Origin of the sequence: Bacillus sp. DE0042, from assembly GCF_007680225.1 — a bacterium.
Classification (GTDB): Bacteria; Bacillota; Bacilli; order Bacillales; family Bacillaceae_G; genus Bacillus_A; species Bacillus_A wiedmannii.
The window spans coordinates 1,894,796-1,909,655 of the sequence record NZ_VEJP01000001.1; the positions used below are offsets into that span (position 1 = coordinate 1,894,796).

Here is a 14,860-nt window from a genome sequence, read left to right on the forward strand (position 1 = left end):
TTATAAGACAAAGATGCCTTATATATCCGCACGGGTTGCGTAATGATATGAATGTTTTCTGCCATTTAACAGAGCTAAGCCCATTACATTTACGATTACAATCATTACGCACACCCCCTTCATTTATTTTCCATTTATAATCTTACAACTTTATTGAGTATTCTGTCAATTATTTTTTTACAAATCGAATAAAAATATACGCTACATCATTTTGAAATAAGGGAATCTTCTGTAAGAAAGGGCATACAAAATAAAAAAAGAATAAGAAATCGTTTTCACAAACATTTCATTTGAAAAATGCTATCAAACACCCTACAATCACCTTATACTCACTCTTACAAGTTGCTATTTTAGGAGGACTAATCATGACAACTAGCAATACGTACAAATTTTATTTAGACGGAGAATGGAGAGAAAGCTCTTCAGGAGCAACAATCGAAATTCCATCTCCATACTTACACGAAGTAATTGGACAAGTACAAGCAATTACTCGCGGAGAAGTAGATGAAGCAATTGCATCTGCAAAAGAAGCTCAAAAATCATGGGCGGAAGCTTCTCTACAAGATCGCGCAAAATATTTATATAAATGGGCTGATGAGCTCGTAAATATGCAAGATGAAATTGCCGATATCATTATGAAAGAAGTCGGTAAAGGTTATAAAGATGCGAAGAAAGAAGTTGTTCGTACAGCTGATTTCATTCGTTACACAATCGAAGAAGCTCTTCATATGCACGGAGAAAGCATGATGGGCGATAGCTTCCCTGGCGGAACGAAATCTAAACTTGCGATCATCCAACGCGCACCACTTGGTGTTGTATTAGCAATCGCACCATTTAACTACCCAGTAAACTTATCTGCTGCAAAACTTGCACCAGCATTAATTATGGGTAACGCTGTTATTTTCAAACCAGCAACTCAAGGTGCAATTAGTGGTATTAAAATGGTTGAAGCACTTCACAAAGCTGGCCTTCCAAAAGGTCTTGTAAACGTAGCTACAGGACGCGGTTCTGTAATTGGTGACTACTTAGTAGAACACGAAGGCATCAATATGGTATCGTTCACAGGTGGTACAAACACAGGTAAACATTTAGCGAAAAAAGCTGCAATGATTCCACTTGTATTAGAACTTGGTGGTAAAGACCCTGGTATCGTTCGTGAAGATGCTGACTTACAAGATGCTGCAAACCATATCGTAAGCGGTGCATTCTCTTACTCTGGTCAACGTTGTACTGCTATTAAACGTGTACTTGTACACGAAAACGTAGCGGACGAGCTTGTTAGCTTATTAAAAGCGCAAGTAGCTGAGCTATCAGTTGGATCTCCAGAACAAGACAGCACAATCGTTCCATTAATCGACGACAAGTCTGCTGACTTCGTTCAAGGTTTAGTTGACGACGCTGTTGAAAAAGGTGCAACAATCGTTATCGGTAACAAACGTGAGCGTAACTTAATTTACCCAACATTAATCGACCACGTAACAGAAGAAATGAAAGTTGCTTGGGAAGAGCCATTTGGCCCAATCCTTCCAATCATCCGTGTTTCTTCAGATGAGCAAGCAATTGAGATTGCTAACAAATCAGAGTTCGGCTTGCAAGCAAGTGTCTTCACAAAAGACATTAACAAAGCATTTGCAATTGCTAACAAAATCGAAACTGGTTCTGTTCAAATTAACGGACGCACAGAGCGCGGCCCTGACCACTTCCCATTCATCGGTGTAAAAGGTTCAGGTATGGGCGCACAAGGTATTCGTAAGAGCCTTGAGTCTATGACACGTGAAAAAGTAACTGTATTAAACTTCGTTTAATCTTATATGTAGAAGCTGATCTAGTTTTAGATTAGCTTCTTTTTATATCAAATAATTATTCATTCCTAATAACAAACTCTTCTCTATAATCTGATTATTACTATATCCATTGACGTATAAAAATACATTTGTTACTCTTAACTACGTTAATTTAATATTTAAATCCTCATTCGTATCTCGGTGAGGTAGAGGTTGCAATCATTAAGAGTATCGTTTCAGGAGATGTAGTGGCATTGATGAAGGAATGAGAAAGGAATGATTGCCGAAGTAAGTCGTGTCCACCATGCACACTTGCTGGGTCTGCATTTAATAAGTGCAGAACTGTCACAAACGAAACGTTTCGTTTGTGGAGAGCTATCGAGAGGTATGTCGTGGGTTTCTTATAAGATAGAAAGCATGTAGCGGCAAATTACGTGCTTTTTTTGTTTTGTTTGGGACTTTTCTTCTCTACTAAGAAGACATACATATCTCCTCGCTTGACTTGGTTATACTAACTTTGGAGGTATTTTCTATGCAACAAAAAAAATGGGGCTTTTGGGTACTAACAGCTTTCGTTGTCGGTAACATGGTTGGCGCTGGTATTTTCATGGTGCCAAGTACGTTGGCACAAACAGCAAGCCCTCTCGGTGTCACTTTAGCTTGGTTAACAACAGGGTTTGGTGTTTTAATGCTAGCTCTTGTTTTCGGTAATTTAGCAATTCGTCGTCCTGATTTAACGACAGGACCACAAAGTCATGCATATGCTTTATTCTCATCACCAAAAAAGAAAAAAATGGCTGGTTTCAGTATGGTATGGGGATATTGGGTTGCAAACTGGGCAAGTAACGTTGCCATCATTACATCTTTCGCGGGATATTTATCACTCTTTTTCCCAATTATGAAAGATACACGACTACTATTTTCAATCGGTTCTTTTAACATAGAAGTCGGAAAACTAATTACATTTACGATTTGTTCCATCTTACTTTGGGGAACTCATATTATATTAACAAACGGTGTAAGTGGAGCTGGAAAGCTAAACTTCTTAGCAACAACAACGAAAGTAACTGGATTCCTTTTATTCATCGTCGTTACGTTATTTGCATTCGAAGCTTCTAAGTTTGGACAATGGTACACACCGATGATCGATAAATCAGGTGTATCACACGGCCTTCTTTCACAAGTAAATTTAGCTGCTCTTACAACGCTTTGGGCATTTATCGGAATTGAATCGGCAGTACTTTTATCAAATCGTGCTACCTCTCCTAAAACGGTAAAACGCGCAACAGTAGCTGGACTACTTATTACAGTTGCGATTTACTTAGGAATTACAATTTTAACAATGGGTGTACTTCACGTTGATAAATTACAAGCTTCTGAACGTCCATTAGCAGACGCATTAAACGCTGCAATGGGTCATGGCGGCGGGAAACTGATGGCATTACTTGCTCTTACTTCCCTATTCGGTTCTATATTAGGCTGGATTTTATTAAGCTCAGAAGTACCGTATCAAGCAGCAAAAGAAGGTTTCTTCCCTTCCTTCTTCACGAAAACAAATAAAAAAGGAAGTCCAATTTACTCATTACGACTAACAAACATTATGTCGCAAGTGTTCTTATTCTCAACGCTATCCGGAACAATTGCGGAAGCTTATACATTCGTTATTACCGTATCAACACTAGCCTACCTCATTCCATATCTCGTTTCACCAATCTTCCAGTTAAAACTAGTCGCAACTGGTGAAACATATAAAAATGAAATGCGGGCAAGAATTACAGATGGCATAGTCGCAGTGATCGCACTTTGCTATGCACTATGGGTTATTAAAACCGGCGCAGCCGATATAAAAACGTTCCTTCTCGGAATTGGTTTATTCGTAATCGGCTTTGCCTTCTATCCATTAATGAATCGTGATCAGAAAAAAAATAACGAAAAGAAAAACGAGCAAGTTGCGTAACGCAATTTGCTCGTTTTTTCTTTTGTAAAACATATATAATAGAACAAAGAGGTGAAAAACATGTCAATTGAATCACTATGGAGCAGCCGCTTCCAACAACATATTCAAAATATCATTACATACTTTGCACGTATGATTAACGGTTTACTATATAGCTTTATCTTCGTTGCCTGTATAGGTGCTTACTATTATGCAAAGTTTCTTAAGACAGCTCCTTCTAAAGGACTATCTTTATTACTTATTACAATCGTCCTAACAGCGATTATAACGAGATGTCCTATCCGTACATTTATTCAAAAACCTGATGCTGTCTATTTGCTTGCATTAGAAGAGAAACTAACATCTTATTTTAAAAAATCTCTTCTATATAATTACATCATTCAGCTTTTCCCATTATTATTTACGTTCCTTATTCTCGTTCCACTTGCACTGCAATCATTACAATTAACTGTACCTTTCTTATGTACAATCTTTATCGTTTTAATGATTATAAAAGCTTGGAACATGTATACACATTGGATGTGGCGTGATAGTCATGAAAAAAATATATGGTTCATTATTCGTATTGCTTGTAACGCCTTAATCATTTACATGCTATTTTACTCGGCACATGTTCTCATATTAGGCGGATTGCTCTTACTACTTGCTTTCCTACTTCTATATACGAAAAAACAGCCTACAAAACGAATACCGTGGGATTACATAATCGAGCAAGAAGAAAAAATGAACGTCCGTTTTTATCAATTTGCTAGCATTTTCACCGATGTTCCGCAACTGAATAAGCAAGTAAATAAAAGAAAATGGCTTACAAATTGGATTGAACCTTTATTACATAAAAAACGAGCAACTTTCTTCTATTTACATACACTAGCATTTTTACGCGGGAATGATTATTTCGGTATATATATTCGCTTAGGCTTAATCGGTGCCTTCGCCTTATATTTTATACCAAACATATACGTAAAAGGCGCTATCGCATATATCGTCCTATATATGATTTCTATGCAGCTCCGTTCCCTGTGGAAATATTTTTCGGGAAATATTATCGTAGCATTATATCCTATTGATACTGAAAAACGAATGAATGAATTCCTTCGCTTAATCTTTATATTACTAAGCATTCAACTCATTGTATTTTCAATTGTTATACTCATTGCTACAGGGCAATTTTTACATAGCCTTATCATTATGATTATCGGGGTACTCTGGATCAAATTTATTATTGTACCAAAAACGAAGCAACGCGTTTCTGCGTTTTAACGAAAAGAATTATCTTAAAGCCAAGGAGAAGATAAATTATCTCCTTGGCTTTTTTATTTTTCTTCCTCAAACAAGAATCACTGAAACAACCGACATTTTATGATTTTTACATACAAAAACGATAATACATGTTTACGCCCTAAGAAAAAGGGTATGTATTAAAGTAACAGGGCAAAGGAACTGGAGGGAATGAAAAAATATGAATTAAAGTTTCGCTTTATAAAAGACATTGCTCGAGGATGATTCTGGAACCGATAATATAATGTAAGGAGCGGATTAGAATGAGTAAAAAAATTGCTATTTTAATAACGGATTATTTCGAGGACACAGAATACACAGAGCCAGTAGAAGCTTTTAATCAAAAGGGATATGAATTAACAACTATTGAAATGGAAAAAGGTAAAACGGTACACGGTAAACAAGGAAAAAGTGAAGTCGTAATTGATAAAAGTATTGATGATGTTTCTCCAGATAACTTTGATGCCCTCTTCATACCAGGCGGATTTTCCCCAGATATACTTCGTGCAGATGAACGTTTTGTTCGCTTTAGCAAAGCATTTATGGATGCGAAAAAACCTGTTTTTGCTATTTGTCACGGCCCCCAATTACTCATCACTGCACAAACACTTGAAGGACGCGATGTGACTGGATATAAATCTATTGAGGTCGACTTAAAAAATGCTGGTGGACATTTTCATGACAAAGAGGTTGTCGTATGCCAAAATCAGCTAGTAACAAGTAGACAACCAGAGGATATCCCAGCGTTTATTGAAGAATCATTGCGTATATTAAGATAGTTATTAGAGGTTAACCAAAATAGCTGTTTAGCTACTTTGGTTAACCTTTTGTAACACTTCTCCATCTTTAATTTTTTGGAACAGCCTCTTTTTTGCGTCCCAAAATTTCTAATCACTTTTCATAGGCAATTCTCATATAGTGAAAATGACTATATAATTCCTATCCATAAGTTAAATCATGATTTTACACATATATAAATACAAAAGATGGGAGCCTTATTTATGAATAACAATCCACCTTCAACGCCCCCAAATCCAACGGAAACGAATAATAATGAAGTGAGCTTACAAACGTTACGCGTCATTGGGCTTATTGTACTGATTAGTGGCTACATATTAGTAGCTCTTTCTGAAGTAGGAACGTTAAAAAATCTTTTACTACAACCTAGTACCACTCCAAACTTAGCTGAAGTTGATCCGTTTTAAAAAGAAAAACATATCCTTCTTCTTTAAAAAACGTAACAATTGATTCATACGGCTGGGCAAATTTTGCAAAGTTATGGATACAGCCATCCACGTCTTAAAATGTGAGTCATTACAAAAGGAGAAGAACCATGAAACGCACCCTAGAAAAAAGACTTTCCTATCTATACACAGGTGAGTTATTTTCAGTCATTACTTTTATTTTCACAAGTTACTTACTTAATTATGCTTATCCTACGTTACATTTATATTCCCTATATTCTTTTTGGGGATCATTTCTTCTTTTAGAGTTTATCTTATTACAAGGAGTAATTTACTGGTACGTAAAGTGGAAACGACTAAAAAAAGAGAAAACATCTGTTACCCCTATTAGGGTGGTTCAATATTTAAAAATACTTCAAAAGATAAATATAGCATTAATTATCACGGGATTTGTTACGTTTACTATTGATTTTGTAATTTGGTATCCCCACTTACCTTTAGGCGGACTATCATTCACTCTATTTATTTATATTTTTGCATTACTTGAGTACATTAACTATTATCACACTCAGCTTTCATACGATAACATCTCTGATATTAAACATTTAATTAAATCAAAAAAACTAAAACAGTCCTGTATAAGTAAAGATTTTCAACGTATTTCATGAAAGAGAAGGTACTACGTCCTTAGTAGTACCTTCTTTACAAACTATTATTTAATTACTCCATCTAAGTGATCTTTCAAGTTCAATAAATATTGCTCAATATTCGGATTCTTCACCACATCATAACAAGCAAAACTCTTTAACGGACTCATACCGAGAAACTTTTGCACGCGATGTAAATGGCTAAGCGCTGACTCTAAACTTTCTCCCTCAAAGAACTTCGTCTTATCTCCAAATGCTTTCTCAGGTGCATTCCAAGTTGTAGAAAACATATACGCTTTCTCTTTTAATAAACCGCCTGTTCCATATTCATCAGCACCTTTAAAGAACAAACCGTATTCATATACTTCATCCATATACGTTTTAAATAAGCCCGGTACACTAAACCAATAAATCGGTGTTTGATAAATCACAACATCGGCCCATAAAAACTTCTCTTGTTCTTCCTTAATACTGTAGCCATCTTGAATCGTTGTTGTTTTCACATGATGTTTCTCACTTAATACCGTTACCATATAATCAACTAACGTTCTATTTAAACGTCCTTCTTTCGTACCGTATTTTTCATGTCCATTTATAATAAATATATTTTTCATTGCTTTTCTCTCCCCTATATAATTTACTCTTCAGCTATTAACCCAAGTTGCTGTTTCAGCGTAAGATTATCTTCTAAATGCCAGTCTTCCGTGATCTTTCCGTCTTTCACATGTAACATATCAATGGCGAAAAAATTGATTTTCTTATCATTATGCGTTCCTGTAAAAGAAAGACGAGCTGTTACTTTATCACCGACGACTAATAAATCTTCAATCTCGCAATGTATATTAGGAACGACTTTACGAAAATTTTGTGCCGCAAACTTTAATCCTTCCGTTCCTTGTGGTCGCCCTTTCGGCAATGTATTATCGAAAAAATCTTTAGTAATAGTCTGCGGAATAAGTTCCTCCTTACCTGTATCCCAAAATGCATAAAAACGCTGCGCTGCATGAACCATCTCTGTCGCTTCTTTTTTACTTAGTGAGGGATCAATTGTCATTGCTTTTGGCTGTGGCATTTCTTTTAATAACTGAATTTCAGTTTTTTGTTCCACGCCGCATGCTACAAGTACAATACAAACAACAAACAAACTAAGAAATCCAAACAACTTTTTTATCCCCATGAAAATCACCTCCTCATCTAAACCCTTTTTATTTCGTATTGCTATTGTATATGCACTAACTTTCTTTATGGAAGTAGTGATATTTTTTTCATATAGTTACCAAAAGTATATTTTTGTGATACTATAAAGCAAATTCATTCAAAAAAATTTTATGGAGGCTAGTTCCATGAACAATATAGATCCAGTTGAATTAACGAAAGGTTTACCTGGCATACCTTGTCCTATCGCTAAAACCCTTGATGTAATTCGTACAAAATGGACGTTTTTAATCATTCGTGACCTTCTTATCGAAGGAACATTACGCTTTAGTGATTTACAAAAATCAATGGACGGGATTAGTCCGAAAACATTATCGCTTCGACTAAAAGAATTAGAATCTCAAGGCATTATAACGAGAAAAGTATATCCAGAAGTTCCGCCTCGTGTAGAGTACACATTAACGGATAAAGGAAAGCAATTAGAGGGGATTTTCATTGAATTAAAACGGTTTGGACTAAGCTTATAAAACAAAAACCCCTTACCGTCGTAAGGGGTTTTATTACTTCGCAAAACTTTCAGCTAGCTGTTTCTCTCTCCACATAAATGTAATGCCGAGACCAACTATTAAAACAACTCCTGAAAATGCATATGGATAATGAATATTCATATCAAATAATATTCCGCCCATCGCTGGTCCTGCGATATTTCCTAAACTCGTATAAGTCGAGTTCATACCAGCAACGAATCCTTGCTCTTTTCCAGCTGCTTTTGATAAAAATGTCGTTAAAGCTGGACGAAGTAAATCAAATGCTAAGAAAATGAAGCAAGTAACGAGAAGTACAATCCAATAATTAAAGACTACAGTTGAAACGAAGGCTAATACTGCACCTACAATTAAACATATTTGAATTAACACTTTTTCACCGAACATGTCGACCAATTTGCCAAACATAAATACTTGCACAACTACCCCAAAGATTGAACTAATTGTAATGATTGCCGCGATATCTTTCGGTGTAAAACCAAACTTATGATCAGAAAACAGACTAAACACAGTTTCATACGCCGATAATCCGAATGCGAGTACAAATACGATAATAAATGCAATTGCATACATTGGATGTAATGATTTCTTTAAATCACCAATAAAACTGGATTCTTTCGTATTAGCAGAAATCTCTGCAAGCTCTTCCTTCGTTAACGGCTCTTTCAAAATAAAGATAGAAATTACACATGCTATAAAGGCAATTGCTGCTGCAACGAAAAACGGTACACGTATACCATACTCTGCAATAAATCCGCCAATTCCAGGCCCTATAATAAATCCAGTACTAATTGCCGCGGATAAATATCCCATTGCCTTTGGACGTTCCTGCATAGATGTAATATCCGCAACATATGCCGTAACACCAGGCATAATAAACGCGGCACTAATTCCGCCTAACACCCGTGCTGCATAAAGCATCCACACATCTTTTCCTAATCCAAAAAGAAGTTCTGAAACACCAAAAATAAATAATCCAATGATGATCATTTTCTTCCTACCGTAAAGATCGACCCACCGGCCTGTAATAGGTGACGTAATAAGCTGCGCCATTGCAAACACTGCAACGAGATATCCCATCGTCTTCCCTGTTAAACTCATGTCATTCATAAAGGACGGCATAACCGGAATGATTAATCCAATCCCTAAAAAAGCGATAAATATATTACTCAAAAGAATGACCAATACCATCTTTTGTTCTTTTATCGGTTTCTTCACTTTTTAACACCTCTTCCCGTAAGTTCCTCTCAAAAAAATGCCTAAGAAGCTTTTTCTTTATCCTGCTATTTGTGGGCTAATCATGAGTAGAAATGCCTCCACCCATTAGAATTTCACTCTATCCTCCCACGCATACATACGTATCAGGTGAATGACTATCATTCATTTTCCCTCAAAAATGAACCTACCTTTTCAGACAGGTTCATCTTACTACTTCTTTATATGTAGTGCATGTGTTAAAAAATCTAGTACTTCTGCCTTTTGTAGCTCGACTTGCTCTTCATCTTTATGATCATATAAATAAACTTGTTCTGCTGCTGATTCAACAAGGGCGATAAATAACTTCGCTGTTCGCTCTGCGTGAACCGAATCACGAATTTCACCAGCTTCTTTCGCCTCACTTAAAAATTCGCTTAGCCACATATAAAGAGGCTCATACACAGCTTCCCATTCTTTTATATGTTCTGTAGATGCAAGACCCGCATACATTAAAGCTTGTATTTCACGATATTCCGCTATAAAGTGAAACACCGCATCGATTACTTGCGTCACTTTACTTGAGAAAGGCGCATCATTTTGCACTTTTTCTTTCACTGCAAGTATCATCTTTTCAACCATCACTTCTGCTATTGCAGGCATAACAGATAACTTAGAAGGAAAATATAAATAGAAAGTTCCTTGTGCAATGCCAGCTAATTTCACGATATCAGAAATCTTCGTTTTTTCAACGCCCTTCTCCTGAAACACTTCAATAGCTGCATAGACAATTTTTTCTTTTTTATTCATCAGCTAAACCCTTTCACACACATATTGAATGACTGTCACTCATTTTATAAGATAATCGATTGTACTGTCAATGATAGTGAATTCTAAGAGGAAATCATTTTTTAATAATAAAAATCTCCTAATAAACCATTAGGAGATAAAATACAATATATCTTTAAGAAAGAGCCTTTAATCCTGTCACTCCGCATACAATAAGAGCCACACTAATAATACGTGCTTTACTTTTCGACTCACCAAATAGGAACATGTTTAATAAAACGGCTCCTGCTGTTCCAATACCAATCCAAACCGCATACGCGACACTTACTTGTAAAAATAAGAAAGATGTATACAAGAATGCAAAGGATGTAGCAAACCCGCCTATATAAATTGCGCCATTTGCTAACGTCTTTTCTTTACTATACATTTTCAGACCGATCACACCGACTATTTCACTAATTGCAGCACAAAATACGAAAAACCAACCCATCTTTAAGCAGCTCCTTCCACAGTTTCTTCTTTATTATCAGCTAACTTTAAACCGATAACGCCAGCTACAACCATCACGATAAAGAATAACTTTCCTACACTGAAACTTCCGCCGAAAAGGAATACATCCATTAAGAAAGTCCCTACCGTACCAGCTCCGGCAAAAATGGCATATACAGTGCCTGTCGCAAGATGTTCACACGCTTTAGTAAGGAAGTGAAAATCAACAGCGATAACTCCTAAAATAATAATCCAATGCCACCAAGTATCGGCTGTATTAAAACCAAACACCCAAAAAATTTCAAAGATACATGTTAATATGACATATAACCAAGCTCTATTTTTCATACCTCTCACCTCTTATGACTGACTATCAGTCATTTTTTTGTTTTAAAAACATATTCTCTTTCATCACTACTATATATAAACAACTATCATCCTCATTTACCATTATATTTGTTCCATTTCCAAGCTAACTGCATCCTGCCACATAAAAATGACTGAATGTCATTCATATGTATTGTACATGAATATTTTAAAAACTGTCAATGCCGAAAGATTATTTAAAATTTCTTTCATCCGATTTGTATATTTCCTAATAACCTGTCAATACTGCTAGTAACATAATATTTTCTCCACTCCCCCTTGGAGAGATCCCTTTAATAGAGCAGTTAGCTTGTGCTAGTTGCTCTTTTTATTTTTCATCTTTCATAATCCAATTCAATCGCATATTCACTTGATCCAAAATAAATATTTGCTTATGCAATACTATCACGATATTCCTCAATATGAATTCCCGAAAAGTCATTTCAGATTCATTTTAGATCTGATTTTCTTCGTTCTAAATCCGTAATGAGTTGTTTAATTTATTCAGATTTCAAGATGCACATCCTTTTCTACAAAATAGCATTTTCATTCAATTACCATTTCACTTTTTTGTTCTACAATTCGATATGCAATATTTCATATTTCATTATCGCAATATCACTTTATTAACCATCATTTTATATAAATGAGTTCCTATTATGCGTTAAATCAACATTTGTAATTTAATTCCTTATTTAAATCATCTAGATTTTATTTTTAAACACTATATTCGGATAATTATATTGGAATTTCCTGTTCTACACATCCAAGTACATCTTGTGTATTATGTAGGAGAAGAGTAATTAAAAGACTTACTCTTTGCTATTGAGGGAAGAGCCTGAGAGCCATATCAGGCTCTTCTTCGTTTATGTACCTTGTATTAAGATGCGATTTTCAGTGAAAAATCACATTCAAGAAACCATAATTTATCTACTATGAAAATATAAACACTAAATTTTCACATCCAATTTACCGAGCAGTTAGCCTTTGCTAACTGCTCTTTTTTATTTACCAGCACACTGTGAGATTAAATCCATTTTTATCACATATATGTTTTCTATTTATTTTCCAAAGAGGCTTTGTATGCAATAATTTTATTCTCAAGCATCTTTTCTGTAATTACTAAGTTTTCTCTTTGAATCTGAATAGATTTCCTATGATCTTCTAGGAGCTGTAAACGAGCTTCGGTTGTATGCTCCCCTTCTAAATATAACCTAGCGTATTCTCTTATTTTCGCTATTGGCATTTGCGTTTGTTTTAATTTCATAACAAACTGCAACCACTTTATATGCGACTCTGCATACATTCGATTCCCATTTGTATCGCGATTTGCAATTAATATATTTTCCTTTTCATAATAACGTAGTGTATGTGTACTCACTCCTATTAATTTAGCCACCTCGCTAATTGTGTACATACTCTAACTCCCTCCACGTGCTTACCCTCATATATTTTATAGCCTTATCAAATTCATAAAAAACATTTGACTTAGAGTATACTCTAACAAATAAAATCTAACCATAATATATTTATTTGAACTTAGGGGGATTTTATATGAAATACACTGTTATTACTGGTGCTAGTTCTGGAATTGGCTATGAATCGGCTTTAGCCTTTGCAGCTCGCGGAAAGAACTTAATACTTGTAGCTCGAAGACAAGAAGAATTAGACGGATTAAAATTAAAAATTAACGAAATGAATCCGGAATTGGATGTTGTTATTCGAAGAACGGATTTATCTATCACGAAAAATGTTTATAAGCTGTATGAAAACCTACAAGCCTTTCAAATTGAAACGTGGATTAACAACGCAGGGTTTGGTAATTTCGCCTCAATTGCTGAACAAAATTTAAATAAAATAGAAACGATGTTACATGTAAATATAGAAGCACTAACAATACTCTCCTCTCTTTTCGTTCGAGATTATTCAATGGTTGATGGCACACAGCTTATTAACGTTTCATCAGGCGGTGGATACACAATCGTTGCTGATGCTGTTACGTATTGCGCTACGAAATTCTATGTAAGTGCATTTACAGAAGGTTTATCTCACGAATTGAAACAACAAGGTGCAAAACTGCAAGCAAAGGTTTTAGCACCTGGTGCAACTGAAACAGAATTTGCAAAACGTTCATTTGATATTGATGAGTTCCAATACGATAATGTTGTACCGAAATTCCACACCGCAAAACAAATGGCACAATTTATGCTCGATCTTTACGATAGCGATAAAGTTGTAGGGCTTGTCGATGGTTCTACTTATAACTATGAGCTTAAAAATCCCATTTTTAATTTTGCGGTAAGAAAAACGAATTCAAGTTCTTAATTTCCCTATAATATAGAATCCCACTATTACGTAAATAATAGTGGGACTTTTTTCTCTCTGAAAATTTCACCCAACATACCGAATCATCGCCACTTCATCACAATAATCAACTTTTGGACAATGCCTACAATCAATCCATACTTTCTCTGGTAACGCATCTCTATTCACAAAATCAAACCCGCACTTTTGAAAAAATTCCGTTTCATATGTTAAAGAAATGACTCTATTCACTTTTATTTTCGCTGCCTCATTTATTACATGGTTCACTAACATGCGACCGATTCCTTTCCCTGCATATGTATGCGAAACGACTAATGACCGGACTTCTGCAAGGTCCTCCCCTAACACATGTAAACCAGCAACTCCAACGATTTCTTCTCCTTCTTTCATAACATATAAGCATTGTAAGTATTGATAGAGAGATAAAAGAGAACGCGGTAAAACAACTCCCTCTTTTGCATAAACTTCAATGAGACTATAAATTTCTTTCACATCACTCGTAACCGCATTAAAGATTTTCATATTATATCCCCTTGCCCCTAATATTAATATTTATAACCCAAAATGAATTTTAATACATAATTTTATATAATAATACATCTCTCTTTTCTCCCCGTCAATCACTTTATACAAACAAAAAACCAAGCATTCTAATCGATGCTCGGTTCCTCATTTCGGATCGGTAATACTGTCGAATATTTAATTTCACGAAGTGCTAAACTCGTCTGTATCCTTGTAATACCAAGCTTATTCAGCTTTCTAATAAAATGTTCCAGCTCTTTACGATCACGATTTGCAACTTTTAATAAATAATCATACTCTCCTGTTAAACAGTGACATTCTAACACTTCCGGCATCGATTCTAATTCTTTTTCCAACACGTCAAGTTTATCCGATTGATGAATATTCGTACTCATAAAAATGAAGCATAACAAATCAAAACCAAGCTTTTCTTGATTTAAAATGGCTACTTGCTTATCAATGAACCCTTCTCCATCTAATCTTTTTATTCTCGCATGCATCGCAGCTGGTGATAAATTAACGCGTCGCGCAAGCTCTGCATTACTTACTTGAGACTCCTTCTGCAATATATCTAAAATTTGTACGTCTAAATCATCTAACACTTTAATAACAGATGACTCCATTA

At 35.3% G+C, this 14,860-nt stretch carries 17 protein-coding genes and 1 riboswitch; of the genes, 8 read left to right on the forward strand and 9 right to left on the reverse strand.

Translation table 11 applies throughout. From position 1 onward, the window contains the following. The first annotated feature begins 365 nt into the window (after window positions 1-365). From gapN to FS802_RS09655, 6 genes are all read left to right on the forward strand, one after another. Complete coding sequence (gene gapN, locus FS802_RS09630; protein WP_000213611.1) at window positions 366-1,805, forward strand: NADP-dependent glyceraldehyde-3-phosphate dehydrogenase; 1,440 nt, start codon at window positions 366-368, stop codon at window positions 1,803-1,805. Window positions 1,806-1,983: 178 nt separating this feature from the next. Beyond that, window positions 1,984-2,170: riboswitch (Lysine riboswitch) on the forward strand. 146 nt (window positions 2,171-2,316) lie between these two features. After that, a complete protein-coding gene (locus FS802_RS09635; RefSeq protein WP_001186279.1) occupies window positions 2,317-3,741 on the forward strand; it encodes an amino acid permease in 1,425 nt (474 codons plus the stop codon). Between the two features lie 60 nt (window positions 3,742-3,801). Then, window positions 3,802-5,001 (forward strand): ABC transporter permease, encoded by a 1,200-nt coding sequence (locus FS802_RS09640; RefSeq protein WP_098654528.1) that lies wholly within the window; start codon window positions 3,802-3,804, stop codon window positions 4,999-5,001. A 281-nt stretch (window positions 5,002-5,282) separates the two neighbouring features. Then, window positions 5,283-5,798 (forward strand): type 1 glutamine amidotransferase domain-containing protein, encoded by a 516-nt coding sequence (locus tag FS802_RS09645; protein ID WP_098654527.1) that lies wholly within the window; start codon window positions 5,283-5,285, stop codon window positions 5,796-5,798. Between the two features lie 222 nt (window positions 5,799-6,020). Then, window positions 6,021-6,224, forward strand: coding sequence for a hypothetical protein (locus FS802_RS09650; RefSeq protein ID WP_001063864.1), 204 nt, complete (start codon window positions 6,021-6,023; stop codon window positions 6,222-6,224). A gap of 128 nt (window positions 6,225-6,352) precedes the next feature. Further along, window positions 6,353-6,871: a general stress protein gene (locus FS802_RS09655; protein WP_098654526.1), complete on the forward strand. Its 519-nt coding sequence runs from the start codon at window positions 6,353-6,355 to the stop codon at window positions 6,869-6,871. Between the two features lie 44 nt (window positions 6,872-6,915). Here the strand turns inward: FS802_RS09655 and FS802_RS09660 are convergent, their stop codons facing one another. Further along, complete coding sequence (locus tag FS802_RS09660) at window positions 6,916-7,464, reverse strand: NAD(P)H-dependent oxidoreductase (protein ID WP_098654525.1); 549 nt, start codon at window positions 7,462-7,464, stop codon at window positions 6,916-6,918. 23 nt (window positions 7,465-7,487) lie between these two features. Beyond that, window positions 7,488-8,027 carry an ester cyclase gene (locus FS802_RS09665; protein ID WP_098654524.1) on the reverse strand — a complete coding sequence of 180 codons (540 nt, stop codon included), beginning with the start codon at window positions 8,025-8,027 and terminating at the stop codon, window positions 7,488-7,490. A 166-nt stretch (window positions 8,028-8,193) separates the two neighbouring features. On the opposite strand from FS802_RS09665, the gene FS802_RS09670 reads away from it, so the two are divergent. Next, the gene (locus tag FS802_RS09670; RefSeq protein ID WP_001059468.1) at window positions 8,194-8,532 is read left to right on the forward strand and encodes a winged helix-turn-helix transcriptional regulator; all 339 of its coding nucleotides are present in this window, start codon (window positions 8,194-8,196) and stop codon (window positions 8,530-8,532) included. A gap of 33 nt (window positions 8,533-8,565) precedes the next feature. On the opposite strand, the gene FS802_RS09675 is transcribed toward FS802_RS09670, so the two are convergent. From FS802_RS09675 to FS802_RS09700, 5 genes are all read right to left on the reverse strand, one after another. Then, window positions 8,566-9,768 carry an MFS transporter gene (locus FS802_RS09675; RefSeq protein WP_048545666.1) on the reverse strand — a complete coding sequence of 401 codons (1,203 nt, stop codon included), beginning with the start codon at window positions 9,766-9,768 and terminating at the stop codon, window positions 8,566-8,568. A gap of 210 nt (window positions 9,769-9,978) precedes the next feature. After that, window positions 9,979-10,557: a TetR/AcrR family transcriptional regulator gene (locus tag FS802_RS09680; RefSeq protein WP_048562455.1), complete on the reverse strand. Its 579-nt coding sequence runs from the start codon at window positions 10,555-10,557 to the stop codon at window positions 9,979-9,981. Window positions 10,558-10,708: 151 nt separating this feature from the next. Beyond that, window positions 10,709-11,023, reverse strand: a complete 315-nt coding sequence (locus tag FS802_RS09685; RefSeq protein ID WP_000539678.1) for a DMT family transporter — start codon at window positions 11,021-11,023, stop codon at window positions 10,709-10,711. Window positions 11,024-11,025: 2 nt separating this feature from the next. Beyond that, on the reverse strand, window positions 11,026-11,370 hold the full coding sequence (locus FS802_RS09690) for a DMT family transporter (RefSeq protein ID WP_098654523.1): 345 nt from the start codon (window positions 11,368-11,370) through the stop codon (window positions 11,026-11,028). Between the two features lie 1,075 nt (window positions 11,371-12,445). Further along, a complete protein-coding gene (locus FS802_RS09700) occupies window positions 12,446-12,805 on the reverse strand; it encodes a MerR family transcriptional regulator (protein WP_098130982.1) in 360 nt (119 codons plus the stop codon). A gap of 137 nt (window positions 12,806-12,942) precedes the next feature. Here FS802_RS09700 and FS802_RS09705 point away from each other — a divergent pair, with 137 nt between their 5' ends. Continuing rightward, on the forward strand, window positions 12,943-13,713 hold the full coding sequence (locus tag FS802_RS09705; protein ID WP_000878087.1) for an SDR family NAD(P)-dependent oxidoreductase: 771 nt from the start codon (window positions 12,943-12,945) through the stop codon (window positions 13,711-13,713). Between the two features lie 66 nt (window positions 13,714-13,779). On the opposite strand, the gene FS802_RS09710 is transcribed toward FS802_RS09705, so the two are convergent. Beyond that, window positions 13,780-14,235, reverse strand: coding sequence for an N-acetyltransferase (locus FS802_RS09710; RefSeq protein ID WP_098654522.1), 456 nt, complete (start codon window positions 14,233-14,235; stop codon window positions 13,780-13,782). Between the two features lie 128 nt (window positions 14,236-14,363). Beyond that, on the reverse strand, window positions 14,364-14,858 hold the full coding sequence (locus FS802_RS09715) for an Lrp/AsnC family transcriptional regulator (protein WP_000446101.1): 495 nt from the start codon (window positions 14,856-14,858) through the stop codon (window positions 14,364-14,366). Window positions 14,859-14,860: the final 2 nt, after the last annotated feature.

Coding starts and splice junctions, on each gene's coding strand:
- gapN (WP_000213611.1), top strand. CDS start 366: ATGACAACTAGCAATACGTACAAATTTTATTTAGACGGAGAATGGAGA.
- FS802_RS09635 (WP_001186279.1), top strand. CDS start 2,317: ATGCAACAAAAAAAATGGGGCTTTTGGGTACTAACAGCTTTCGTTGTC.
- FS802_RS09640 (WP_098654528.1), top strand. CDS start 3,802: ATGTCAATTGAATCACTATGGAGCAGCCGCTTCCAACAACATATTCAA.
- FS802_RS09645 (WP_098654527.1), top strand. CDS start 5,283: ATGAGTAAAAAAATTGCTATTTTAATAACGGATTATTTCGAGGACACA.
- FS802_RS09650 (WP_001063864.1), top strand. CDS start 6,021: ATGAATAACAATCCACCTTCAACGCCCCCAAATCCAACGGAAACGAAT.
- FS802_RS09655 (WP_098654526.1), top strand. CDS start 6,353: ATGAAACGCACCCTAGAAAAAAGACTTTCCTATCTATACACAGGTGAG.
- FS802_RS09660 (WP_098654525.1), bottom strand. CDS start 7,464: ATGAAAAATATATTTATTATAAATGGACATGAAAAATACGGTACGAAA.
- FS802_RS09665 (WP_098654524.1), bottom strand. CDS start 8,027: ATGGGGATAAAAAAGTTGTTTGGATTTCTTAGTTTGTTTGTTGTTTGT.
- FS802_RS09670 (WP_001059468.1), top strand. CDS start 8,194: ATGAACAATATAGATCCAGTTGAATTAACGAAAGGTTTACCTGGCATA.
- FS802_RS09685 (WP_000539678.1), bottom strand. CDS start 11,023: ATGGGTTGGTTTTTCGTATTTTGTGCTGCAATTAGTGAAATAGTCGGT.
- FS802_RS09690 (WP_098654523.1), bottom strand. CDS start 11,370: ATGAAAAATAGAGCTTGGTTATATGTCATATTAACATGTATCTTTGAA.
- FS802_RS09700 (WP_098130982.1), bottom strand. CDS start 12,805: ATGTACACAATTAGCGAGGTGGCTAAATTAATAGGAGTGAGTACACAT.
- FS802_RS09705 (WP_000878087.1), top strand. CDS start 12,943: ATGAAATACACTGTTATTACTGGTGCTAGTTCTGGAATTGGCTATGAA.
- FS802_RS09710 (WP_098654522.1), bottom strand. CDS start 14,235: ATGAAAATCTTTAATGCGGTTACGAGTGATGTGAAAGAAATTTATAGT.
- FS802_RS09715 (WP_000446101.1), bottom strand. CDS start 14,858: ATGGAGTCATCTGTTATTAAAGTGTTAGATGATTTAGACGTACAAATT.